This is a genomic window from Haladaptatus pallidirubidus, assembly GCF_020700235.1.
Lineage (GTDB): Archaea > Halobacteriota > Halobacteria > Halobacteriales > Haladaptataceae > Haladaptatus > Haladaptatus pallidirubidus.
The window spans coordinates 3301712-3324360 of record NZ_CP085301.1 but is presented as its reverse complement, the minus strand read 5'-3'; the positions used below and the strand labels follow the sequence as shown (position 1 = coordinate 3324360).

Annotated in this window: 23 protein-coding genes; 12 read left to right on the top strand and 11 right to left on the bottom strand. The window is 59.1% G+C overall.

The window, feature by feature from the left end; genetic code table 11:
• The first annotated feature begins 115 nt into the window (after positions 1–115).
• The 4 genes from LIX15_RS17865 to LIX15_RS17850 all read left to right on the top strand — a co-directional run bounded on the left by LIX15_RS17865 (position 116) and on the right by LIX15_RS17850 (position 2283).
• On the top strand, positions 116–1156 hold the full coding sequence (locus LIX15_RS17865; protein ID WP_227774733.1) for a presenilin family intramembrane aspartyl protease PSH: 1041 nt from the start codon (positions 116–118) through the stop codon (positions 1154–1156).
• 44 nt (positions 1157–1200) lie between these two features.
• The gene (locus LIX15_RS17860) at positions 1201–1464 is read left to right on the top strand and encodes a hypothetical protein (RefSeq protein WP_227774731.1); all 264 of its coding nucleotides are present in this window, start codon (positions 1201–1203) and stop codon (positions 1462–1464) included.
• Positions 1465–1554: 90 nt separating this feature from the next.
• On the top strand, positions 1555–1791 hold the full coding sequence (locus LIX15_RS17855) for a hypothetical protein (RefSeq protein ID WP_227774729.1): 237 nt from the start codon (positions 1555–1557) through the stop codon (positions 1789–1791).
• Between the two features lie 243 nt (positions 1792–2034).
• Complete coding sequence (locus tag LIX15_RS17850) at positions 2035–2283, top strand: BolA family protein (RefSeq protein ID WP_227774727.1); 249 nt, start codon at positions 2035–2037, stop codon at positions 2281–2283.
• 34 nt (positions 2284–2317) lie between these two features.
• Here LIX15_RS17850 and LIX15_RS17845 read toward each other — a convergent pair whose 3' ends face one another.
• From LIX15_RS17845 to LIX15_RS17830, 4 genes are read right to left on the bottom strand one after another with little or no spacing between them, the layout of a single operon-like run.
• The gene (locus LIX15_RS17845) at positions 2318–3481 is read right to left on the bottom strand and encodes an ABC transporter ATP-binding protein (RefSeq protein ID WP_227774725.1); all 1164 of its coding nucleotides are present in this window, start codon (positions 3479–3481) and stop codon (positions 2318–2320) included.
• A 36-nt stretch (positions 3482–3517) separates the two neighbouring features.
• A complete protein-coding gene (locus tag LIX15_RS17840; RefSeq protein WP_227774723.1) occupies positions 3518–4471 on the bottom strand; it encodes a carbohydrate ABC transporter permease in 954 nt (317 codons plus the stop codon).
• 28 nt (positions 4472–4499) lie between these two features.
• Positions 4500–5498: a carbohydrate ABC transporter permease gene (locus LIX15_RS17835; RefSeq protein WP_227774721.1), complete on the bottom strand. Its 999-nt coding sequence runs from the start codon at positions 5496–5498 to the stop codon at positions 4500–4502.
• A gap of 19 nt (positions 5499–5517) precedes the next feature.
• Positions 5518–6792 carry an ABC transporter substrate-binding protein gene (locus tag LIX15_RS17830; RefSeq protein ID WP_227774720.1) on the bottom strand — a complete coding sequence of 425 codons (1275 nt, stop codon included), beginning with the start codon at positions 6790–6792 and terminating at the stop codon, positions 5518–5520.
• 359 nt (positions 6793–7151) lie between these two features.
• Here LIX15_RS17830 and LIX15_RS17825 point away from each other — a divergent pair, with 359 nt between their 5' ends.
• On the top strand, positions 7152–8564 hold the full coding sequence (locus LIX15_RS17825) for a class II fumarate hydratase (protein WP_227774717.1): 1413 nt from the start codon (positions 7152–7154) through the stop codon (positions 8562–8564).
• Positions 8565–8693: 129 nt separating this feature from the next.
• On the opposite strand, the gene LIX15_RS17820 is transcribed toward LIX15_RS17825, so the two are convergent.
• Entirely contained in the window at positions 8694–9623 is a 930-nt protein-coding gene (locus LIX15_RS17820; protein WP_227774715.1) for a hypothetical protein, read from the bottom strand.
• A gap of 178 nt (positions 9624–9801) precedes the next feature.
• Here LIX15_RS17820 and LIX15_RS17815 point away from each other — a divergent pair, with 178 nt between their 5' ends.
• Together LIX15_RS17815 and LIX15_RS17810 are read left to right on the top strand one after the other, a co-directional pair.
• A complete protein-coding gene (locus LIX15_RS17815; protein ID WP_227774714.1) occupies positions 9802–10263 on the top strand; it encodes a PH domain-containing protein in 462 nt (153 codons plus the stop codon).
• Entirely contained in the window at positions 10260–11741 is a 1482-nt protein-coding gene (locus LIX15_RS17810) for a PH domain-containing protein (RefSeq protein ID WP_227774710.1), read from the top strand. The genes LIX15_RS17815 and LIX15_RS17810 overlap by 4 nt, the downstream gene beginning before the upstream one ends.
• Before the next feature lie 12 nt (positions 11742–11753).
• Here the strand turns inward: LIX15_RS17810 and LIX15_RS17805 are convergent, their stop codons facing one another.
• The gene (locus tag LIX15_RS17805) at positions 11754–12923 is read right to left on the bottom strand and encodes a PAS domain-containing response regulator (protein WP_227774708.1); all 1170 of its coding nucleotides are present in this window, start codon (positions 12921–12923) and stop codon (positions 11754–11756) included.
• Between the two features lie 219 nt (positions 12924–13142).
• On the opposite strand from LIX15_RS17805, the gene gatE reads away from it, so the two are divergent.
• Positions 13143–15011: a Glu-tRNA(Gln) amidotransferase subunit GatE gene (gene gatE, locus LIX15_RS17800; protein ID WP_227774706.1), complete on the top strand. Its 1869-nt coding sequence runs from the start codon at positions 13143–13145 to the stop codon at positions 15009–15011.
• 100 nt (positions 15012–15111) lie between these two features.
• The gene (locus LIX15_RS17795) at positions 15112–15972 is read left to right on the top strand and encodes a formate/nitrite transporter family protein (protein ID WP_227774704.1); all 861 of its coding nucleotides are present in this window, start codon (positions 15112–15114) and stop codon (positions 15970–15972) included.
• 22 nt (positions 15973–15994) lie between these two features.
• Here the strand turns inward: LIX15_RS17795 and LIX15_RS17790 are convergent, their stop codons facing one another.
• From LIX15_RS17790 to LIX15_RS17770, 5 genes are all read right to left on the bottom strand, one after another.
• Positions 15995–16510, bottom strand: coding sequence for an HPP family protein (locus LIX15_RS17790; protein WP_227774703.1), 516 nt, complete (start codon positions 16508–16510; stop codon positions 15995–15997).
• Positions 16511–16557: 47 nt separating this feature from the next.
• Positions 16558–16941 (bottom strand): universal stress protein, encoded by a 384-nt coding sequence (locus LIX15_RS17785; protein ID WP_227774702.1) that lies wholly within the window; start codon positions 16939–16941, stop codon positions 16558–16560.
• Between the two features lie 85 nt (positions 16942–17026).
• Positions 17027–17863 (bottom strand): phosphatase PAP2 family protein, encoded by an 837-nt coding sequence (locus tag LIX15_RS17780; RefSeq protein ID WP_227774701.1) that lies wholly within the window; start codon positions 17861–17863, stop codon positions 17027–17029.
• Positions 17864–17898: 35 nt separating this feature from the next.
• Positions 17899–18648 (bottom strand): RNA methyltransferase, encoded by a 750-nt coding sequence (locus LIX15_RS17775; protein ID WP_227774700.1) that lies wholly within the window; start codon positions 18646–18648, stop codon positions 17899–17901.
• Complete coding sequence (locus LIX15_RS17770; RefSeq protein ID WP_227774698.1) at positions 18645–19169, bottom strand: DUF8114 family protein; 525 nt, start codon at positions 19167–19169, stop codon at positions 18645–18647. The genes LIX15_RS17775 and LIX15_RS17770 overlap by 4 nt, the downstream gene beginning before the upstream one ends.
• Positions 19170–19478: 309 nt before the next feature.
• Here LIX15_RS17770 and LIX15_RS17765 point away from each other — a divergent pair, with 309 nt between their 5' ends.
• From LIX15_RS17765 to LIX15_RS17755, 3 genes are all read left to right on the top strand, one after another.
• A complete protein-coding gene (locus LIX15_RS17765; protein ID WP_227774697.1) occupies positions 19479–19685 on the top strand; it encodes a hypothetical protein in 207 nt (68 codons plus the stop codon).
• A gap of 68 nt (positions 19686–19753) precedes the next feature.
• Positions 19754–20455, top strand: coding sequence for a DUF7504 family protein (locus LIX15_RS17760; RefSeq protein WP_227774695.1), 702 nt, complete (start codon positions 19754–19756; stop codon positions 20453–20455).
• Complete coding sequence (locus LIX15_RS17755) at positions 20452–22560, top strand: hypothetical protein (protein WP_227774693.1); 2109 nt, start codon at positions 20452–20454, stop codon at positions 22558–22560. The genes LIX15_RS17760 and LIX15_RS17755 overlap by 4 nt, the downstream gene beginning before the upstream one ends.
• Positions 22561–22649: the final 89 nt, after the last annotated feature.

Genomic DNA, 22649 nt, shown 5'->3' with positions numbered 1-22649 from the left:
TTCGCGTCTTGCTGACCTGCTGCCGTGGCCCGCAGCATCCAAAAACGAACCACGACACTTCTTCCAAAATGTCGAACCCAAAACCACAAAGAGGGGTCACTTCATTGCTTCGGCCATGAACAAACGAACGCGGGTGCTGTTCGCATCCGGATTGACCGTCGCCATCTTTCTCGGGGTACAACTCGGGGCGCTGGCGCTGGTCGAACCGTTCGAATCTGCGGGCTATCAGACGGTCGAAGATCCCTCCGACCCGACCAACAGTCTGGTCTACGTGGGCGTCATCCTCGTCTTCACGGCGGGCATGCTCGCCGTCATGAAACTCGGCGTCGAGTGGATTCTCCGCGGCGTCATCATCCTCACGAGCGGAATGCTCTCTCTGTACGTGTTCAGCGTTATCGTTCCCGCCGCGGTTGAGGTGACGGTCGGCGGCGCGCCGGTCAACGTCATCGCGTGGGGGGCTGCCGCATTGGTCGTGCTCGCCCTCGCGGTTCACCCCGAATGGTACGTCATCGACTCCGCAGGGGTCGTTATGGGCGCGGGTGCGGCGGGCCTGTTCGGCATCAGTTTCGGTCTGCTTCCGGCGATCCTCCTCCTCGCGGTACTCGCCATCTACGACGCCATCAGCGTCTACGGAACGGAGCACATGCTCACGCTGGCTTCCGGCGTGATGGACTTGAAAATTCCCGTCGTTCTCGTGATTCCGATGACGCTCTCCTACTCGTTCATCGAGGACACCGCACAGGCGACCAGCGAGGGCGCGGTGTCACCGGAGGACGAACCGGATGAGATGAGCGAATCGGATAGTACCTCGGAAGCGAGCGAAGCCGACTCCGAACCGGATTCGGGCGACCGCGACGCCCTCTTTATCGGTCTGGGCGATGCCGTCATACCGACCGTCCTCGTCGCCAGCGCGGCCTTCTTCTCGCCCGCGGACGCGCTCGTCTCGGGCTTCGCGCTCAACCTCCCCGCGCTGACCGCCATGATTGGAACGATGGCCGGGTTAATCACCCTGCTCTGGTTGGTGCTCAAGGGCCGCGCGCACGCCGGACTGCCGCTGCTCAACGGCGGTGCAATCGGCGGTTATCTCGTCGGTGCGTTGGCTAGCGGGATTTCACTCTCACAGGCGCTCGGCTTGGGTTCGCTTCCCCTCGTGTAGTCACGGCCAGAACGCTCTAACACCTCCCCTGAGTAGGTCGATTCATGCCCGACCCAGACGTTGGCACCGCGACAATCGTGTACGAAGACGCGGACGGAATCACCGAGCGAGAGATCGAAAACGACGACATCGTCTACTTCGACGACCACTGGCTCGTGAAAGTCGGCGAGAACGACGACGGTGACGACGTCGTCCGCCGGATTCCCCGCGAGCGCGTTCACCACGTCGAGCGCTCCATCGACGAACTGGAAAAGAAAGTCGAAGGCGCAATCGAGCAGGCCAAAGAGCAGTTCGGCTGGTGGAGCTAGGAATCGGCGGAAGAGGAGTATCTTAGGTAGTGGATCTCATTTATTTTATTATTTGTACATCTTCCATCTACTGTGGAACTACGTGAACAGATGCCAACAAGTCGTCCTCTTTTCGCCAGCAAGTCACGACGACAAGTAGCGCCACCGCATCGCGACAGCCCTACGCCTCCCCAACCGACTCCCTTCTCGCTGGCGCTCGTTTCGGTCGCCTCTCGCGTGATAATCGGCAGGGCTGAGGATTCCTCGACCCTGCCGACGCCCGCCATCGTGGTGTGTGAAAATTCACGAATCGGAAAGCATCATCCGGCGCGCGAAGGCGAACACTGAAGATTAGCGCGCGAGAGGGACGAGTATCGTAGGGAGCGAAGTGACCGGGAAACGCGGTCGGTTGGGGACGGTGAGGTGCAGTTTCTTTGGAGTCGGGAATTGCTACCAGCACATCCGACACTATCCTCCATCTCTATAGAATGAATACAAAACAATCGGGAACCCTCTGTGAAAAATATCTTTCACCACAGTTCCCAGGCAATCTCCTTCGACTTTTTACCCCTGCACGCAAAACCACCATCCATGAACGCCGATGATGTCGCGAATCTCATCGAATCGGAACTCGAAGACGCCGACGTGACGGTCACGCACCCCCGCGGAGTTCACGACGAGGATCACCTCGCAGCGCTCGTCGTTTCTCCGGCGTTCGAAGGAAAATCGCTAGTGCAACAACACCAACTGGTGTACGACGCGCTCGGCGACCACATGACGACGGACATCCACGCGCTCGAACTGAAAACGTACACGCCCAAAGAGGACGACGACGAATAATTCGAACGACGAGAAATAGTCGAACAGCGGGAAATCAGCGATTCGGAACCGGCGCCTCGGAGAGGTCAAGCGTTCGATTTCGAAGTGCGAGGCCGGTTTCGGTATCGAACAGATGGATTGCCGATTCCGGAATCCGAGCGGCGACTTCCTGCCCGTCCTCTATCGATTGCAGACCACCGACGGTGGCGACGAACGTCCGTTCATCCCCCGTCATCTGCGGGTCGTCACCACCCGCGTCGAACCGAAGATAGACATTGTTCTCGTTACCCATCGGTTCGACCACGTCCACGACGGTTCGGAACTCGTGGGCGCCCTCGCCACCCGAAACGAGTTCTACGTCCTCCGGGCGGATGCCGAGCGTCACACGCTCCGTGTCGCCGATCTCATCGAGCGTCTCCGCGGTGAGCGAATATTCGAAATCGTCACCGACGAGGACGTCGCCCTCGCGTTCCATCTCGAAGAAGTTCATCGAGGGTTCGCCGATGAACCCCGCGACGAACAGATTCGCCGGGCGATGGTACGCCTCTATCGGCGTCGCCACCTGTTGGAGTTTTCCGTCGTTCAGGATGGCGATTCGGTCGCCCATCGTCATCGCTTCCGTCTGATCGTGCGTCACGTACACCGTCGTCACGCCGAGATCTTCCTGCAACCGCTGGAGTTCGGTGCGCATCTGCGAACGCAGTTTGGCGTCGAGGTTCGAGAGCGGTTCGTCCATCAGGAACACATCCGGGTCACGGACGATGGCGCGGCCGAGCGCCACGCGCTGTTGCTGACCGCCGGACAGTTCGCCGGGTTTTCGGTCGAGCAGGTCGTCGATACCCATCATCTCGGCGGTCTCCTCGACGCGCCGTGCGATGGTGTCGTCCGAGAGGCCGGTGGATTCCTCCAGACCGAAGCTCATGTTCTCCTGAACCGTCATGTGCGGGTAGAGAGCGTAGGACTGGAACACCATGGCGATGTCGCGGACTGTCGGCGGTTGATCGTTGATGACTCGGTCGCCGAGGCGAACGTCGCCCTGCGAGACGGTTTCCAACCCGGCGATCATCCGGAGCGTTGTCGATTTTCCGCATCCCGAGGGACCGACGAGGACGAGAAACTCCCCGTCCTCGATATCGACGTGCACGTCGTCCACGGCGACGATTCGGTCGCCGTCGTCGTCGAACCACTTGGTGACGCCGTCGAGTGTCAAATTAGCCATCGTCCTTCCTCCGTCGTGTCGTGAATGTTCCTATCATTAGCTTGCAACTCCTTTTGCGAACTGTTCCCCGAACGCGATGTAGACGATGAGCGTCGGTATCGCCGCGACGAACGCTCCCGCCATCTGGAGACCGAACGACTGGATGATACCGCCGCTCAGATTCGTCAACGCGACCGTCACGGGTTCGCCCGCTCCGGCACCGCCGGGCAGGATGACCAGCGCGAACAGCAGGTCGTTCCAGACCTGCGTAAACTGGTAGATGAGCGTCACCGCGAACATCGGCTTCGACAGCGGAAGGACGATGTTCCGGTAGATGCTGAACACGCTCGCCCCGTCGAGACGGGCCGCCTCCAACATCTCCTCCGAGAGGTTCCGGTAGTACGACCGGAACAGCAGGAACGTGATGGGAATTCCGTAGGCGGTGTGGGCGATGATGAGGTTGATGATGTTCGAGTAGTGGGCGTGCATCAGCGGCAGGCCCCACAGCGGCGCGAGCAGTGATTGCGTGTCGACGATGGCGAACAGGCGCGAGAGGGGCACCAGCACGGCCTGATACGGGATGAAGATGCCCGCGATGAACAGCGCGATGATGGGCATCTGGTACTTCCACTCGACGTTCGTCACGCCGTAGGCCGCGAAACTCCCCAGCGTCGCCGACAGAATCGTCGCCGGAACCGCGAGCATGAGACTGTTGAGGATGCCGTGGGAAAGTTTGTTTATCGCCACTCGCCACGCTTCGAGCGTGAATCCCTCCAGACTCGGCGGGAACAACTCGATTGGCGGCGCGAACGGAAGCGTCGTATTGAACGCGCTGTTCGTCTTGATGGCGGTCATGATGGCGGCTTCCAGCGGTGCCAGATAGAACGCGACTATCGCCAGTAGCGTCGCGTACAGCACCAACCGCCGCGGCCCCGCGTTGCGGAACGCAGTTGTGGCTCGCTCCCGGCGAGTCCGTTGTTCCGGTTCCGGCGTCGCAGGTGGACTGCTCATCGGTTCCTCCGTCTATCGACTGTCGTGTTCATAGTTCACCTCGTCTGTATTCGCTGTAGAGGTACGGTCCGACGATGGTCAGCGCCATCAGGAAGAGGATGATGGCGATGGCCGAGCCGTACGCCCAGTGGTTGGACGCGAACGCTTCGCGGAACATCATCGTCGCCAGAATGTCCGCCGCCGGGCCGGGGTTCGTCCCGAACATCACGTACAAGAAATCGAACGCCTTGAGCGCGAACACCATGAGCACCACCGCCGCACCCATCGTGGACGAGCGCAACTGCGGGATGATGACTCGGCGGTACATCCGCCACGAACTCGCGCCGTCCACCCGCGCGGCCTCGTAGTGCGCGTCCGGAATCGCTCGCAGTCCAGCGAGATACACGACCATCGCGTAGCCGCTGAACTGCCAGATGAGCGCGAAGATGACCGCCGCGAGCTTCGTCCCCGGGTCGCTTATCCAGTGGTGAGCGAGCGAACCCAATCCGACCTGTCTGAGTGTGACGTTTATCATCCCGCTCTCGAAGTTGTACATCCACGCCCAGACCTTCGCCGTCACGACGAACGAGAGGCTCATCGGCAGGAGGTAGATGGTTCGAAACGTGTTCTCGAACCGAATCTCCCTATCGACGAGGATGGCGAGCACCAGTCCGACCACCAGACAGAGCGCCGTGAACGCGACGAGCAGAACGACCGTGTTCCGCGCCGCCGTCCAGAAGTTCGGGTCGTTTATCGCCTGCCGATACATCTCCAAGTCGAACGTCGCCGGGTCGTAGGTCGGGAGCGTGAGCGAGGCGAAGTCGGTAAAGGAGATGACGAGATTCCAGCCGATAGCGCCGTAGACGAAAAAGCCCATCAGCAGGAACGGCGGGAGCCAGAACGGAAGGCTCTGGACGAATTCGCTCCGGAGGAGCGACTGTTCAGCCTCGCGGTGCGTTTCGACCGGTTCGCCGCCGTCCGCTCGAAGCTTTCTCTCACGACTCGACCCACGTCTGCCCTTTTTCAGCAGTTCGCGTATTCCTTGCATGGAAAATAGGGCGTCGAGTTCAGTTCGATTCGAACGCCTGAACGAACTTGTTGTAGGTCTTGTTCACGTTCCAACTGGAGTTGAACGACGTGGCGGCGTCATCGAGCGCCGTGAGCGTCTCTGGACTCGTCGCCAGTCCGTGCGCGATAGATGGCGGCTGAGATTTCGAGTTCTGGAACTGATCCATCTGGCGCGAGAGGAACGGGCCGAACTTATCCTTGGAAACGTCGGTGCGCGGCGGGATGGAGCCCTTCTTCGGGTTAAATCGTTCCTGTGCATCCACGGAGCCGACGTACCGGAGGAACTTCTTCGTCGTCTCCTCCGTCGGGTTGTTCGTCGGGAACGGGAACGAGTCCATGACGAGCGAGTACATCCCCTTCGTGCCGGGGTACGGAACCATTCCCCACTGCTTGTCGAACTCGAAACCGTCCTGCGCGCGGTACATTCCGGCGGCCCAGTCCCCCTGGTGGATGAACGCCGCCTTGCCGTTGATGAGCTTCTTGTTCGCCTGTTGCCAGTCCAGCGACCCGGCGTCGCCGTTGAAGTGTTTGTTATACTGCTTGACGATAGACAACGAGTTCTTCACTGCCTGCTCGTTCGCCTTCACTTTCCCCTCGGTGAAGGCGGTGTAGGTCTGCTCACCGTGTTCGCCGAGGAGCACCTGCGCCCACAACTGCAAGGTAGACCAGCCGGATTTCGTCTGGTGAGCCATCCCGACCGCGTCCGTCTCGCTCTCGACCGTCTTCATCGCACCGACGAGGTCGCTCGGTTTCGAGATGCTTTTCGGGTCGACGCCCGCCTTTTCGACGACGTCGACGTTGTAAAAGAGGTTGTTCAGTCGGTGGATATTGAGCGGCACCGTGACGAACTTGCCGTCCGGTTTCGCCGCCTGTTTCGGCCCTTTCAGATAGGCGCCTTTCATCCCGTTTTTCGACCAGACGGAGTCACCGATGTCCTCCAGTTTGTCCGCCTCGACGTACGGTTGGAGGTTCTTGCCCGGCCACGCCTGCCACGTGCTCGGCGGCTTGTTGTTGAGCACGCGCTTTTTGATGACGTTTTTCAGGTTCTGCCCCGCGCCGCCGGAGACGGGATTCGACTTGATTTTGATGTCGTGTTTTTCTTCGAATCCCTCGAACAGCGCCGTGATGGCCGCGTTTCCGTCGCCGCCCGTCCACCAGTGCTGGACTTCGACCTTGTTACCGCCGCCATTGTTGCCGCCATCGTCACCGCCACCGCCGAGACAACCCGCAAGACCCGTCATACCAGCCGCACCCGCGATACCGGCATATTTCATACAATCTCGACGCGATATATCGTTACTGTTGTTTCGTTTCATAATCGTACCTTGAAGTATGGGAAAACCATGCACAGAGAACTACTTAATAATTAGTGAATTAATTCTTTTCTTAGTTAATTAGTTAGCATACGTTCTTGTGGTATTCATCATGTATTTTCTCCCTCTTTTTGGAGTTTTTCGGGTCTAGTATACCACACTGTAACAGTATTCGGTGATACTCACCGAACGTTTATTCCTATCTCGTGTATTTTAGTTACATAGAATTGATGTAATATCAAAATTGAGTGTCGCTTCTAGCGCCGGTTGGCAACACCGATTGAGCACATTATTTATCCGTGGCCCAAGACCCCACGGGTATGAGCGACGAAGATTACCGAATCGAGGAGGACAGCCTCGGGGAGATGCAGGTACCTGCCGACGCCTACTGGGGCGCACAAACCCAGCGCGCGGTACAAAACTTCCCCATCTCGGGCATCACGTTCGGTCGACGGTTCATCCGCGCCCTCGGCGTGGTCAAAAAGGCCGCTGCGCAGGCGAATCGCGACCTCGGAATGATAGAAGACGACGAGGCGGACGTCATCGTCCAAGCCGCAGACGAAGTCATCGCGGGCGAGCACGACGACCAGTTCCCGGTTGACGTGTTCCAAACCGGCAGCGGCACGTCCTCGAACATGAACGCGAACGAGGTCATCGCCAACCGCGCCGCCGAAATCTACGGCAGTGAGGTCGGCAACCGCGACATTCACCCGAACGACCACGTCAACTTCGGCCAGTCGAGCAACGACGTGATTCCGACCGCGATGCACGTTTCCGCGCTCGAAGCCGTCGAGAAAGACGTGCTTCCGGCGCTCGACACCCTGCGCGAAGCGCTCGCCGAAAAGGAAGCGGAGTACGACGGCGTGGTGAAGACTGGTCGCACTCACCTGCAGGATGCAACCCCGGTTCGCGTTGGACAGGAGTTCGGCGGCTACCGAACCCAAATCGAGAAAGGACTGGCCCGCATCGACCACACGCGCGACCACCTCGCCGAACTCGCCCTCGGCGGAACCGCGGTCGGAACCGGTCTGAACACCCATCCCGACTTCCCTGCGCTCGCCGCGGAGTACATTAGCGAGGAGACCAACGTCGAATTCCGCGAGGCGGACGACCACTTCGAGGCACAGGCCGCCCACGACGCGATGGCCGAAGCGCACGGCGCGCTGAGGACGGTCGCCGGTTCGCTCAACAAAATCGCGAACGACCTCCGCCTGCTGGCGTCTGGCCCGCGGAACGGACTCGGAGAAGTAGATCAACCGGAAAATCAGCCCGGCAGTTCCATCATGCCAGGCAAAATCAACCCCGTGGTCGCCGAGGCGGTCAATCAGATGCACAAGCAGGTCGTTGGAAACGACACCGCGGTCGAGTACGGCGCGGCGGAGGGGCAACTCGACCTCAATCTCTATAAACCGGTGTTGGCGCACAACTTCCTTCAGTCCGCGGAACTCATCTCGAACAGTAGTACGGTGTTCGCCGAGAAGTTCGTCGGCAAACTCGATATCGACGCGGAGCACTGCGAGACGCAGGTCGAACAGAGCATGGCGCTCGCCACCGCGCTCAACCCGCACATCGGCTACGACAAGGCGTCGAAAGCGGCGAAAGAAGCCCTGAAAGAAGGAAAAACCGTCCGCGAAGTCGTCGTCGAAAACGGCTACCTGAGCGAGGAAGAGGCCGACGAAATCATCGATCCGGAGGCGATGACCCACCGCGGTATCCTCGGGCAGGACGAGTAAATCGGTTCGTCGGTCGCGATTCGAAGTCTGTGGGCTTCGATTCGGAACCAGTGCTTCGCAGTTTACGATTCACAATTCGCACCTCCTATCTCGTTTCTGACCCGACCGACGATTTCGGTGGCGGTCGGGTCAGAACAGGTTGGTGAAAAACGACACCACCGAGTTCAAGATAGACGAGATACCGTCCCACAGTTTCGCGAAGAACGATTGTCCGCCGTCGCTGTTCACGTCCGACGGATTGGAGGTCGTCTTCGTTCCGGTTCCCTCACCGCCGCCGTTCGCCGTTTTGTTCCCGGCCGTCTCCGTGGTCGTTCCCGAGTCACAGCTGCTGGAGGTTATCTTCACCTCCTTGTTCATCTTCAGTTTCGTGCGCGTAGGGTTGTTCGGGTCGCCCGAAAGCACTTCCCACTTGTTCACTTCACCCGAATACTCCCCGCCCTCGTCCGAGAGAAGAGCCTGCTCGTTGAACTGGGGATGAATCGTGAACTCGAAGTCGTTACCGAGTCCGCGGTACACCGCACCATCCGACCGGCCGCCTTGCCACGTCCAGTGGATGGTCGCGTTCGCGGTTTCCTTTCCGTTCCAGTCCCGGTGTTTCGAGTAGTCGAACGTATCGCGGTTCGTCGAACCGTCGTATTCGTCGTCTTTGACCACGAACTTCCCTTGCACGGGAAGGTTGGTGATACGGAACGACACCGCTCCGCCACCGTCGCTATCCAGTTTGTCGTGAATCATCACGAGGCTCAGTCCCTTCGGTCCGTCGTAAAGGAACAAGAGACTGGTGTCGTCGCGTTGGAGGCTTTCGGTTCCGAACGAGGCGTATTTGTACGACATCGGGTCGGTATCGGGCGTTCTGTAGTCGTAGAACTCCTCGATGGGGAGTCCCGACATCGAAAGCGGTTTGATCGGGATGCAGTTACCGTCCTGTTCGATAGCGAACTGGGAGTTACCGTCCTGCTGAGCTGCACCTGCCGACGAGACACCCCCGAGTATAGCGGTCGAGGCAATGGTCGCCTTAACAAACTGGCGACGGGCGATGGTTGTCGAGTTCTCGGTCATGCTGTCCACGAATGATACGGTCTGCTGGTATCTTTGTTCCGCGCCGACTGACTCACATCAGAGCGTGCCGAACGAATCCGTACGGATTGCCTTCGAACAAAGTAGGGCGACGATAGCACCGGACTGCGAGGGGTATGCGACGCCTACTTTTATACGCTACCTTCCCCGATATGCAAACATGGAGACACTGAACTCCCGCGTCAGAATCGTCTGGTTCGCGGGTGTCCTCACCACGACGGTATTTCTCGGGGCGGTGCTGTTTGCGGTACGTCGATTTGTGTTCGACATCGCGTTCTGGCTCCCTCTCGCGTTCGCATTCGCGATACTCGTCGTCGGCGGAGCCCACGTTCTCTTCAAATATCGAGTGTGGCGGTTCGAGATTCGCGACGACGACCTGTATCTCGAACGCGGCGTGTTCACTCGCGTCACGACAGTCGTCCCGTTCGTCAGGGTTCAACACGTCGATACCCAACGCGGCCCCATCGAGCGGTTGGTCGGACTCGGAAGCGTCGTGGTCTACACCGCCGGGTCGCGCGGCGCGGACGTGACGATTCCCGGTTTGACGCCCGAACGAGCGTCGGACCTCCAGCGCCGCCTCCGGAACCTCGCAATCGAGAGCGAGTACGAGGACGCGGTATGAAACTCCACCCGCTCTCGCTTCCCTACCGACTGCTCACGAGGAGCGCGAGCCTCGCGCTTACTCTCTTTTTCGTCGGAACGACGCTCGCGAGCGCGGTGGATTTCGTCGACATCGGTATCGTTCTCGCGATCGTCGCCGTCGGACTGCTCGTCGCTGGACTCTGGGAACTCACCTACTACCGTCGGTTCGACTACGTCCTCACCGACAGTTCGCTCGACATCGACTCCGGCGTCGTTTCGCGGCGACGCCGGGAGATTCCGCTGCGCCGGATTCAGAACGTGGACATTCGGCGAAACATCGTCCAGCGCGTGCTGGGAATCGCGCTCGTGGGGTTCGAAACGGCAGGTGGCGGCGAGACGGAAGCCAGCCTCCGGTTCGTCGCCTACGACGAGGCGAGACGGCTCCAGCGCGAGATTCAGCGCCGGAAACGCGGCATCACAGAACGCAACGAAGAGGACAAAATCCAACCCGACCTGCTGTACGAAATTCGCTCGCCGGAACTGCTCTTGCTGTCCGTGATTTCGATAGAACCTCGCGTATTCGGTCTGATCTTTTTCATCCTTCCGTTTCTGACGGGGGCGGCCGAATCGTTCGGCGGGCTGTCGTTTCTGTTCGGACTCGCACAACTGCTGATTTCCGCGCTCGTGCTCTGGGTCGCCAGCGCGATGGTAACGTTCGCGCGCTACTACGATTTCACCCTGATGCGTGTCGGCGACGAACTCAGGTACGAGCGCGGCCTGCTCCAGCGCTACGACGGGTCGATTCCCCTCGACAAGATTCAGACGCTCACACTCCAAGAGAACCCGCTCATGCGACGCACCGGGTACGCGACGCTTTCCGTCGAAACCGCGGGATACGCGCCTGGACAGGGGCCGTCCGGCGGGTCGGAGGCGGCGATTCCCCTCGCAACACGTGAGCGCGTTCTTCGGTTAGCCCACTCCATCGAGTCCTTTGACGACCCGACCTTTACCCGGCCGCCGAAACGAACCCGACGCCGATACGTCGTCCGGTACGCGCTGGCCGTCGCCGGAATCACGGGACTGGCCTTCGGCATCGACTGGTTTACTGGACTGCTTGACTTCTGGTACGCCGCGCTCGCGCTTCTCGTGCTTGCACCCACCGCGGGGCAGTATAAGTGGAAACATCGCGGCTACTACGCCGGAGAGAACCACGTTCAGACGCGAAACGGCTTCTGGCGCAGGCGAACCCACGTCGTTCCCTACTATCGGGTGCAAACCGTCATTCAGCGCGAAACGATCTTTCAGCGCCGATGGCGATTAGGAACGGTTTTCGTCGATACTGCGAGTTCGGTCGGATTCGGCGGACAGGAAGCTCACGCCGCCGATATCGACGTAGACGACGCGGGCGACTTTCGGGAACTCGTCCGCCACCGACTCGGACGACAGATTCGGGAACAGGCGGAACGCGCTCGCACGGAAAAAACCCAGTCCCAGTCGAGACAGTTCAGCAGCGAATGAAGAGTCCAGTTTTCACGCGTCGGAGATGTCTTCTACAGTGATGACGACCCGTTCTAACTCTCCATCTTCGGTGTGAATCGGCGCCGCGCTAAGCGAATAGAGACCCCATTCCCCGCTGGGATTTTCGTAGCCGAATCGTTCGTTTCGGACGAGTTCGTCCCGTTCGAACGCCGGTCGAACCGGATACTCGTCCTGCGTGAGAGTGTTTCCGTTTTCGTCCGTCAGTTCCCACTGCGAGGAGTTGTAACTTCGATTCGTGATTTCCTCCTCTGTGATTTCGAGCAGTTCGACGGCCCGATTGTTGGCCCGTGTAATCGCCCCCTCGTCGTCGAGCACGAGAATTCCAACCGGACTCGTCTCGAACACCCGTTCCAGCAGTTCCTTTTCCCTGCGATGTTCTTTCCGCATTCGGTCTTCCGCGGTGATGTCCCGGAAGAAAACTGACAAGCCTTCTTCGGACGGATAGGCGTGAACTTCGAACAGCGTTTCGAGGGGGTCAAAGTACGCCTCGAACGTCGTCGGCTGCTGTGACTCCATCGCTTCTCGATACTCGTCTTCGAACTGCGAGTTGACGGCGTCGGGAAATTCGTTCCAGACGGATTTCCCGACCAGTTCCGCTTCGTTTTTGTTCAGCAACTCCTCTCCTCGCCCGTTGACGAATGTGAATCTCCAGTCGGCGTCGAGGGCGAAAAAGGCGTCCGTCACCCGTTCGTAGACGGTTTTCATCCGACGCTGGTACATCGTTGCGGCCCGCTCCGCACGATACTGACCGACGACGTTTTCGATGCGGTTTGCAAGCACCGCGTACTGGTCGGCACCGCCGCTTTTCTGAAGATAGTCGGTGACGCCCGCGGAAATCGCCTCGCTGGCGATTTCCTCGCTCCCTTTTCCGGTAAAGAGGATAAACGGTAGATTCGAAAAACGCTCGCGAACGGCTTCCAGAAAGTCGAGCCCGTCCATCGTACCCATATCGAAATCGCTCACTATACAATCCACTGATAAATCTGCATCGAGTCGGTCACGTGCCACCATCGGATCGGTTTCGGTGTAGATTTCAGCATCTGGGAGATACCGACCTAAAAGCGTCGTAGAAAGGCGGATTCGTGCCGGGTCGTCGTCGACATGAAGGACGCGAATCGGTGCATTTTCGGTAAGATTTCCCAGCGTGAGGAAATCAATCATATGTGATTTTCTGTCGGCTTTGGATTCATATTTACTGTCTATTCGGCTACTGTCTCCGGATTTTGTTTCTAGTGGGAGATGGGAGAATAAATAATTCATTACAACTAAATATAGAAAATATTATATGTGTTCTCGATTCGTTATCCTTCCGACCGCCGCCCGCGAACGACTCGCGCGAACTGGACGGTTTTTTACCCTTCCGCGTCTCACGTCCGACCAATGAGCGAGTACGACTACGAGGACCTCAGTCTCGTGGCAGGGCTGGAAATACACCAGCAACTCGACACCGAGACGAAACTGTTCTGCGGGTGTCCGACCGAACTGCGCGAACCCGAATCGTCGTCCCGAACGTTCACCCGGTATCTGCATCCGACCCGGAGCGAACTCGGCGAAATAGACGACGCGGCCTTAGAAGAGAGTCAAATCGACCGCGAGTTCGAATACCTCGCCTACGACACCACCTGTCTCGTAGAGGAAGACGACGAACCGCCACACCGACTGGACGAGGAAGCCAGAGAGGTCGTCCTCGAAATCGCCCAACTGCTCGATATGGACGTTATCGACCAAGCCCACCTCATGCGGAAAATCGTCGTTGACGGGTCGAACACGTCCGGATTCCAGCGATCGACGCTCGTGGCAACCGACGGCGAAATCCAAACGAGCGACGGCCCCGTCGGCGTCGAAGACCTGATGCTCGAAGAGGAAAGCGCCCAGCGAATCGAGGAACGCGAAGAGGGCGTCCTCTACAGCCTCGACCGACTCGGCATCCCGCTCGTGGAAATCGGCACGAAACCGGACATCAGTTCGCCCGAGCAAGCCCGCGAGGCCGCCGAGCGAATCGGGATGCTCCTGCGCTCGACTGGCCACGTCAAACGCGGCCTCGGCACCATCCGACAGGACGTGAACGTCTCCATCGCTGAAGGTGCCCGCGTCGAGATGAAGGGCGTGCAGAGTTTAGACGACATCGACGACCTCGTCCGCAACGAGGTCGGGCGGCAGGTCGAACTGCTGGCCATTCGCGACGAACTCCGCGACCGAAATGCCGAAGTCGGCGAGGTACAGGACGTGACGAGCGTCTTCGAGAACACCGACAGCGGCGTCATCCGAGGCGCGCTCGATGAGGGTGGCAAAGTCACCGCCGTCCCCCTATTCGGTTTCGACGGCCTCGTCGGACGTGAGATTCAGCCAGACCGCCGTCTTGGGACGGAACTGTCCGACCACGCCAAACGCCACGGGGCGGGCGGCATCTTCCACACGGACGAACTCCCGGCCTATGGCGTCACGGAGGACGAAGTGGTCGCACTCCGCGATGCCGTCGATGCGGGCGACGACGACGCGGTCGCAATCGTCGCCGCGAGTCCGGAAGTCGCAGACGGTGCAATCGAGGCCGCCGCAAATCGCGCGGAAGTCGCACTCTCCGGCGTTCCCGAGGAAACCCGCGGTGCGAACGAGGACGGCACCTCCCGCTACCTCCGCCCGCTTCCGGGTGCGGCGCGGATGTATCCCGAAACCGACGTTCCGCCGGTCGATTTAGATCCGACGGAAGTCGAGACGCCCGAACTGCTCACGGAGAAGGTCGAGCGCTACCAATCCGAATTTTCGCTCGGCGCGGGACTCGCGGAACAGGTCGCCTACGGTCGCCGGATGGCCCTGTTCGAGCGTGCGGTCGAAACCGGCGCGGATCCGACGTTCGTCGCCGGACTGCTCGAAAGTACGGTGACCGAACTTCGGCGCGAGGACGTGCCAGTCGAACACCTGGAAGAGGATCACTTCCTCGCCGTCATCGACCTCGTCACCGACGGCGAGTTGGCGAAAGAGGGCGTCAACGACGTGCTGACGCTTCTCGCGGAGAATTCCGAGTTGTCCGCCGAAGAGGCGGTCGAGGAAGCGGGCCTCGCTGGCGTCGGCGAGGACGAAGTCCGCGATGCGGTCGTCACGGTCGTCGAACGCAACGAAGAACAGGTCGAAGAGGAAGGTATGGGCGCATTCTCCGGCCTGATGGGAGAGTGTATGGGACAACTTCGCGGAAAGGCGGACGGCGACCTCGTGAGCCAGGTGCTCCGCGAGGAGATTCAACAGCGCGCCTGATTTCTCCTTCTGCCAGCAGGATTTTATCGGGGGGCACCGAAAAACCGGAGAGAATGTTCGAATCGAATTGCTTACTGTTTCTCCGGTGGGGTGCAACTGCGTGAGTTCCGACGCGGACGTTGATCCGTCCGGGGCTACGCTCTCCTACGGAAACATCCTCGAACGCGAGATCAACAACGCGCTAAAGGAGATTCGCAGGCCCTCGAAAGGGCTGTTTCTCTCCGGGTTAGCCGCCGGACTCAACGTGAGTTTCGGCGCGCTGTTCATGGGAATGGTGCTGACGTTTTCACCGTCGTTTCCCTCGCCGCTAGTCAAGCAGTTCCTCCTCGCAGTCGCATCGTCGGTCGGATTTCTGTTCGTCGTCCTCGGACAGACTGAGCTGTTCACCGCACACACCACGATGGGTGTGTTGCCGGTGCTCGACGGACGGGCATCCAAATCCGACCTCGGCGAACTGTGGGGTATCGTCTACGTCTCGAACCTCGTCGGCTGTGTCCTGTTCGCGGGACTCATCGCGCTTCTCGGGCCCGCTCTCAACATCGCGGAACCCGCGGCGTTCGGAACGCTCGCGAATGCACTCATTCCGCTTCCGGCGTGGGTCATCTTCCTCTCCGGCGTTATCGCGGGGTGGCTTATGGGACTCGTTACGTGGCTCGTGGCCGCCAGTCGAGACACCGTGAGTCGAATCTTGTTTGTCATCATCGTCACGACCGGCATCGGACTCGCTCCGTTCCATCACTGCCTGCTCGGAACGACGGAAGTGCTGTCGGCGATGTTCATGGGACAAGGAATCACGCTGGGCGATTTCGGCCACTTCCTCGTCTGGACGACGCTCGGCAACGCCGTCGGCGGAACCGTCTTCGTCGCGCTGGTCAACTACGGCCACGTCGCGCTATCGGAGGAGTACCGCACGAAAAACGAAACGACGGACGAAACGGGCGACACGCTCGAAGAAACCTGATTCGGTTCTCGAATCGGTCTTCTCAGTCGGAGATATCGGTCGTGATGTCGGTCTGCTCTGTCAATTTGACAACCGAGAGGATAAGCGATTGAACTCCGACGAGGATGACGACAGCGACGAGAATCGTGGCACCTTCGGCTGGACTCGACAACAATCCGAGCGCGACGATGAGCGTCGTCGCACAGGCCGGCGGGTGGCGAACGCGGAGCGCCAACATTCCGCCGACGGTGAGGACAGTGGCGATACAACCACTGGCGGCGAGTCGAAATCCCGGCATCGACAGCGGCGTCACCTGCGTCGTCATCGTGACGCCGCCCGCAAAGAGGTGATAGGCGAACAATCCGGCGACGACGCCGATAGCGTGGCCGACGACGACGCGGTGAGTGTCGCTCGCCTCACCATCCGGAAACATGGCCAGTACGAACGCGGACGGACCGAGACTCGGAAACAGCATCGGAAACCCGGTTACCCACGCGAACGCGCCGAGTACCGCGATGAGAAGTCCCGTGTGAACGCTCGTTGCTAACCGCCTGTCCATACATCCGTTCGTCTATCGGCCTGTAAAACGACCTCGGTATCGAGTCGCTATCGAATCACAGTAATCGGTACTGGCGAGTCTCTGACGACCGTTTCGGCGACACTTCCGAGGAGGATTCGAGAGACGCCCGCCCGCCCGTGACTTCCTACGAACAGTTGGTCGATGTCGTTTTCTTCTGCAAATTGGACGACCGTTTCGGCGGTATCGCCCGATTCGGTTACCGTTTCGACGGCCGCGCCGTACTCGTCGGCCGTTTCGCGCACCCAGTCGAATATCTCGTCCGAGTCGTTCCGTTCGCCGTAGCTCTCGCCGAGCGGGTCGGTGACGTGCAGGGCGACGACGGTGTCCTCGGGGAACAATTCGAAGACGTGCTCGACCGCCTTTCGTGCCGGTTCCGAGTCGTCCACCGCGATGAGAAGGCGTCTGGTCACGGCTCCAACGACGGCGTCGAGCTACGTAATCGTTGATACCGGCGTATCGAGACGATAAGTGCCGGGCCGATAGCGACTCCCGTCGCTATCGGCCCGCAGTCCGCCGAACCGCGGCGACTGCCTCGCGCGAGACGACCGACCAGCGCGGTTCGCTAACCCGTCGTGAGAGGTAGTACGCACAGCCGACGAGAATGATTGCGAACACTGCGTCGGTCATCCAGTGGATGCCGAGATACAGCGTCGAGAAGACGATAGCAACCGCGAGAACGCCAATCGTGTAGGCGTAGGCGGTGTCCGCCTTTCGGGCGTACAGTGCCGCAAGAACCGACAGGCCGGTGTGGAGGCTGGGAAACGCCTTGACCAGCGTATCGGTCGAGAAGATGCCGTGTTGGATTGCCGGGTCGAGTTCGTACATCAGCGGTTCGACGGTAGTCAGGTACAGCGACGACACCTTCACCGGGAAGAGGATGAAGAACGGCACCGACAACACGACGAGAAACACGTAGGCCAGCGCGTATCGTTTCGCTTCCTCCTCGTTGTGTGCCTTCAGCTTGAAGTACGTGAACAGCACGACGAACGGGAAGCCGACGAGGTACACCGCGGTAAACAGGAGTGTCAGCGGCGTCGAGGCGATTCCCTGAAACGTGGCGACCGTCGCACCCTCGATGGCGTAGACGAACTCGGTGAACGTTCGCCCGGCGTGGAAATGAAGCGCGAGGGTGTTGACGACGTTCGTGACGACCCACGCCACGCCGAGGTATTTCCAATCCGTTTTGAGAAAGTCACGGAGGATAGTACGAAGGCGCGCATCCGGTAGAAACACCAACTTCCCGACGAAGAGGGTGACGATACTCGGAACCGCGACAAGCAGCGTGAACTGGGTTCCGAGAGGAAGGGAATGAAAGTGGAGGGCAGACAGCATGCTACCAGTTACTCTGACGACACGACATAAAGTAGTTACCTATCGTTGCAGCCCATTCGACGCGCGTCTGACGCCTCCGCGCGCTGGTTCGCCCGTCGAACGATGCCGCGGAGCGTCGTTATTTCCCGGCCGGTGGGGTGTGCCCGTCCGATCACTCTCCGAATCATCCGCATCGCTTTGGGTCGTTTCTCCTCCGGATGGCCGCTGCTTTCGAGCAGGTCGGCGAACGCGTCGTAAAACCCCTCGATTTCCGATTCGTTCGCGCGCTCTCGCTCGACATCCGGGAGCTGGCGCTGTTCGACGGTTACATCTCGGAGTTCGTACAAAGTAACCGTCGCGGCCTGTCCGAGGTTTAGCGCGGGGTACTCCGCGCTGGCCGGAATCGAACAGATTTCGTCCACGCGCGCAAGTTCGTCGTTCGTCAGGCCGTTTGCCTCTCGTCCGAAGATGAGCACCGTCTTCGTCCCTACTTCGGCCAGGCTATCGGCCAGTTCGCGCGGCGTTTTAAACGGAAACCGGACGTGTCGACTGGCGTCCTCGTTCGTCGTCGCCGTCATTCCGACGGTGTGGTAGTTTTCGACCAATTCGTCGAACGTCACCTCGTCGTAGTTCGGCAGAACGTCGTTCCGGGCCTGTGCGGCGAAACCGTAGGCGTCGCCGTCGCGCTCGATTTCGGGGGGGTTGACGAGTTTCAGGTCGTCCATCCCGAAATTTTTCATTGCGCGTGCGATGGTACCGATGTTGCCGGGCGTCTTCGGTTCTACTATGGCAACTGCGGGCTTCATTTCGGATATTCCTGCGAGATATCCACGTCGCGGAGATCGATTTTCTCCTGTTCGTCTTCGGGCAGTTCGACGTTCAGCTCTTCGAGGTCGGGTTCCGGCGGTTCCGGAAGGTTGTCGGGGTCGGTATCGACGTGCTCCATCGTGCCGTAGTCCTCAGGCGCGCGCCCGCCGTCGGCGAACCACTCGTGGAACTCGTCTTGGAGTTCGTCCTCGCCGCGGAACCGTTCGCCGTCCTCCTCGAAATACCAGTAGAGGAAGTCGGTTTCGTGTTCGGAACAGACCGAAATTTCGGAGAGCGGTTCGCCGTACACGACTTCAGTCACGTTACACCCCTCGAGATTTCCGTCGCCGTGAATCAGCCAACAGGCGTCACAGGGCGAGCCGACGAGCGCGGTTAGCCGTCCAAGCCGTTTTTGCGTATCGTCGGGTATTTCGTCCATCGGTCGGTAGTTACCGTCCTCGGTGAACACTTCGTCCTCGTCGAATCGCCAGCCGCGAAGCCCGATACTCACTTTACCCATTATACCTCCGTAGCGACTGCAAGGACAAAAAGAGCGTGTCTGTGCGCTGGCCGATGTTGACATCGGTTCTGCTTTCGCGCTAAGCTACGACGATATTTTATATTGATTTATACGCACAACATCACCGTGACACTATGTCTTAGAAACCATATATAATTGAGTAAAATGCTACGGACATGGCACAACAGCTGGGGCGAGAGACGACGGGGTAGAACTCGATTCGGACATGGAGCAGAAACTGTTCGAATCCGAACGCGATACCAACGAGATGAGCGAGGCACGCAAAGGACTGCTCGAACTGTACACGCATTGGCGGAGGAAATCGCCGAAAGCGCGGTCACGCGGTTGGACGAAGGAGAGATAGAAGCCAGCATCGAGCAAGTCGATGTCGCGATGGACAGCCTCGCCGAAATCGGCGAGGCTGTCGAGGAACGACGCTCGGTATCGAGGAAGTCGCCGCCGTCGTCGAAGAACAGACGATGGCGATTCGGGATATCAACGACGCAATGGAGGTAATATTTAATTAACATTTATCGCTACCATCCGAATTTTTATCTCTATCCGGTTCCCTCAGTTATCTAACAATGCGTCCCGCAGAGATTTCGTTCCGTGGAGACGGGAATTCGCCCGAGTTTCACGACGTTCTCTCCGAATTCAAGCGACAGGGCTGTAACATTCTCGTCACGGGACGGGTCTCTGAAACGACGACGAACCGGACGACGATACAACTCCTCGGGGCGACGACGGAAGAGCGAAAGCGCGTGTTGGTGTTTACCGGAACGACCGCCAGATACGCAAATTTGAAACTCCCCACCGGAACGACGACCGACGACCCGAGCGTCTGGGTCATCGACTGGGGCAACGACGAACGTGCGATCGTAGATTCGATATCCATGCCAACCATTCCACAATCGACCAGTTCCTCGGACGACCCGCTCCGCGAACTTCGCGCTGAAATCGTCACTGCCGTCAGTTTTTACGACGAGTGGGCCGACGGGCTTGGTTCCGCGGAACTTCGCCTCTCTTTGGATTCGCTTATCAAGCCGTTGGAACAGCACAACCAGTCGGTCGTCGAACGATTCATCCGGACGATAACTGCCCTCGTTAGGGGCGTTTCGGGGATGGCGCATTATCATCTGCCGCTGCCAGACGACGAAGCAATCGTCCAAGAGTTGTCGCCGCTGTTCGACGCCCGCGTCGAACTACGGCAGACGGACAGCCTCGTTCCGGAACAACGATGGCACGTTCCGCGGTACAACCAGACGACAAATTGGGTGCGACTATGAGCGACCTTTCTTTTTCGACCGACACGAGTACATCGTCCCGTCCGCGCTTCGAGACGATTTCGAACCCCTCCGGCGTGCTGGTGTACGACCCTATCGAACGGATTCGGTTCGAACTCCACACGCCAGAACCCCTGTCACTCCATCACGATAACGTCGATAAATATCCGTTCCCGGTCTCCTCGGCGGTGACGTTTTCGACCGATAGAATCGAGATCCCGAAGTTGGTCGGCGTCTACGGTCGTGACCGGGATTACAACATCGTCTTCAACAGGTCTACGGAACACGGCCGCTCTATATCCTCTCGCGGTACGCCCTATCTAGAGTTGTACGTCCTCCCTATCAAACTGTATCTTACCGTCGGGAGTCCGGTGACGCTATCCACCGACGATTCAAACACAGTTATCGAACTGGAATCGGAAAGCGAAGTGACGCTCGGCGCGCGCTCGCTTCACGAACGACCTATTGGGACGATTACCGTTCCCGACGACATCGAAGATGTCATGCGCGCGGTTTCGCACTTTGGGTCGGCGCTGAAATCGACGAGTCCGGAGCGGTCGTTCCCGACGCTTCGCGGCCATCCACCGACCATCGAACGCGGTGAAACGTTCTCCGTCCCGGACACCGTCGAACGGCCCGACACCGGGGTCGAACTCGTCGTTCCCCCGACGCGCGAGTACGTGTATCCTGCAGCGTCACTTGCGTATTATCTCGGTGCGGAAGTCGTTTCCGGAACCTCCCCTCGTCTCGTGGCTGATGGGGTCGAACACGCACTCGACGGGCCGACGACTTTCGAAACAGAGGTTGCACGCACGCTTCAACACACGTTTTTCCTCGACTGTCTCACTCGAACCGAGGGACTGTATCAAGTAGCGCTGAACGAGCGCCAGCGGATCGAACCTCGCATCGACCTCGATTTTGCTGCGCTGTACGAGATGCCACTCGAAGAGCGAGTGGCGGAATATCTCTCCGTTCCGTTCGAGACGCTCGAACCCGCTATCCCCAAGTGGCATCTCACGACTGATGTGACGCCGACGTCCGATAACGACGAAGTTCTCCCCTTCGTCGCGGACGACCTCTCACTCATTCGGTGTCCGGCAGCACCGAAAAAGAATCCGAAACGCTCGCCACCGGCGGAAATCGGTGATTTCTATCGAAGCACAACGGCGGAACAACTGAGGAGGCTTCCGGAACGGTTGACTGTCGAACCAAAACCCGTCGACAGCGTCGAACATGCGTGGGTCGGCGAGGGGTGCCCACTCGGGAGCAACAAGGTTACCCTTGCGTCCCTGCGTCGGCGCATCGAACAGACCGCTCCCGAACGGTCGAACATCCAAATCCGGGTCGTCTGCAACGACGAAGATATGCGAGCAGAGGGGGTCGTCAAGGAGATGTACGGATTCCGGACGTTGGTCGATTACGATGTCGATATTGCATACGACCTCACGACTGACGAATTTCGTGACCTACTGGCGAGCCCCATCGACTTTCTTCACTACATCGGTCACGTCGATTACGAGGGTATCCAATGTTCGGACGGCATCCTCGACGCCCGCGACGTCGAGGATGTCGCGGTTAGAACGTTCCTCCTCAACGCGTGCCGCTCGTACGAACAGGGAACCGAATTGATAAAAAAGGGAAGCCACGTGGGTGTCGTCACCCTGTCGGATGTTTCTAACCCGACCGCAACGAAAGTCGGGCGAACCCTCGCCAGACTCCTCAACACCGGCTTCCCCTTCCGGGTTGCACTCTCTATCGCCCGGAAACAAACTCTCTCCGGCTATGAGTACGTCACCATCGGCGACGGTGGGACTTCACTCTGCCAGCCGCAGTCGGGAGCGTGTCACTACGCTCGCATCACGCGCGACGACGATGGAATGTATCTGTTCGAAATCCACTCCTACGTCAATCAACAGTTCACCATCGGCACGTATTACGAGCTCAATTTGGAGGCCGCAGATAGCAAATACTTGTGTTCCGGAGTACTCGATACGTTCAAACTGACGGCAGACGAACTGGATGACTTCTTCGAACTGGAATCCATGCCGTTCGAGTACGACGGCGACTACTACTGGAGCGACGACATCTCCGCCAGCGACCTCTGCTGAGACGAACTAATTTTATCCTCATACTGCATTCGTTTACCTATGCAGAACAACTTCGAAATACCACGACGTGCCGAGCGCACAGTCGTCCT

Excerpts from the sequence above, each read along its gene's own strand:
- LIX15_RS17835 (WP_227774721.1), bottom strand. The coding sequence starts at position 5,498 with ATGCAAGGAATACGCGAACTGCTGAAAAAGGGCAGACGTGGGTCGAGT.
- LIX15_RS17760 (WP_227774695.1), top strand. The coding sequence starts at position 19,754 with ATGCGTCCCGCAGAGATTTCGTTCCGTGGAGACGGGAATTCGCCCGAG.
- LIX15_RS17820 (WP_227774715.1), bottom strand. The coding sequence starts at position 9,623 with ATGACCGAGAACTCGACAACCATCGCCCGTCGCCAGTTTGTTAAGGCG.
- LIX15_RS17845 (WP_227774725.1), bottom strand. The coding sequence starts at position 3,481 with ATGGCTAATTTGACACTCGACGGCGTCACCAAGTGGTTCGACGACGAC.
- LIX15_RS17755 (WP_227774693.1), top strand. The coding sequence starts at position 20,452 with ATGAGCGACCTTTCTTTTTCGACCGACACGAGTACATCGTCCCGTCCG.
- LIX15_RS17810 (WP_227774710.1), top strand. The coding sequence starts at position 10,260 with ATGAAACTCCACCCGCTCTCGCTTCCCTACCGACTGCTCACGAGGAGC.
- LIX15_RS17855 (WP_227774729.1), top strand. The coding sequence starts at position 1,555 with ATGCCAACAAGTCGTCCTCTTTTCGCCAGCAAGTCACGACGACAAGTA.
- LIX15_RS17830 (WP_227774720.1), bottom strand. The coding sequence starts at position 6,792 with ATGAAATATGCCGGTATCGCGGGTGCGGCTGGTATGACGGGTCTTGCG.
- LIX15_RS17840 (WP_227774723.1), bottom strand. The coding sequence starts at position 4,471 with ATGAGCAGTCCACCTGCGACGCCGGAACCGGAACAACGGACTCGCCGG.
- LIX15_RS17850 (WP_227774727.1), top strand. The coding sequence starts at position 2,035 with ATGAACGCCGATGATGTCGCGAATCTCATCGAATCGGAACTCGAAGAC.
- LIX15_RS17770 (WP_227774698.1), bottom strand. The coding sequence starts at position 19,169 with ATGGGTAAAGTGAGTATCGGGCTTCGCGGCTGGCGATTCGACGAGGAC.
- LIX15_RS17790 (WP_227774703.1), bottom strand. The coding sequence starts at position 16,510 with ATGGACAGGCGGTTAGCAACGAGCGTTCACACGGGACTTCTCATCGCG.
- LIX15_RS17775 (WP_227774700.1), bottom strand. The coding sequence starts at position 18,648 with ATGAAGCCCGCAGTTGCCATAGTAGAACCGAAGACGCCCGGCAACATC.
- LIX15_RS17860 (WP_227774731.1), top strand. The coding sequence starts at position 1,201 with ATGCCCGACCCAGACGTTGGCACCGCGACAATCGTGTACGAAGACGCG.
- LIX15_RS17825 (WP_227774717.1), top strand. The coding sequence starts at position 7,152 with ATGAGCGACGAAGATTACCGAATCGAGGAGGACAGCCTCGGGGAGATG.
- LIX15_RS17780 (WP_227774701.1), bottom strand. The coding sequence starts at position 17,863 with ATGCTGTCTGCCCTCCACTTTCATTCCCTTCCTCTCGGAACCCAGTTC.
- gatE (WP_227774706.1), top strand. The coding sequence starts at position 13,143 with ATGAGCGAGTACGACTACGAGGACCTCAGTCTCGTGGCAGGGCTGGAA.
- LIX15_RS17865 (WP_227774733.1), top strand. The coding sequence starts at position 116 with ATGAACAAACGAACGCGGGTGCTGTTCGCATCCGGATTGACCGTCGCC.
- LIX15_RS17805 (WP_227774708.1), bottom strand. The coding sequence starts at position 12,923 with ATGATTGATTTCCTCACGCTGGGAAATCTTACCGAAAATGCACCGATT.
- LIX15_RS17815 (WP_227774714.1), top strand. The coding sequence starts at position 9,802 with ATGGAGACACTGAACTCCCGCGTCAGAATCGTCTGGTTCGCGGGTGTC.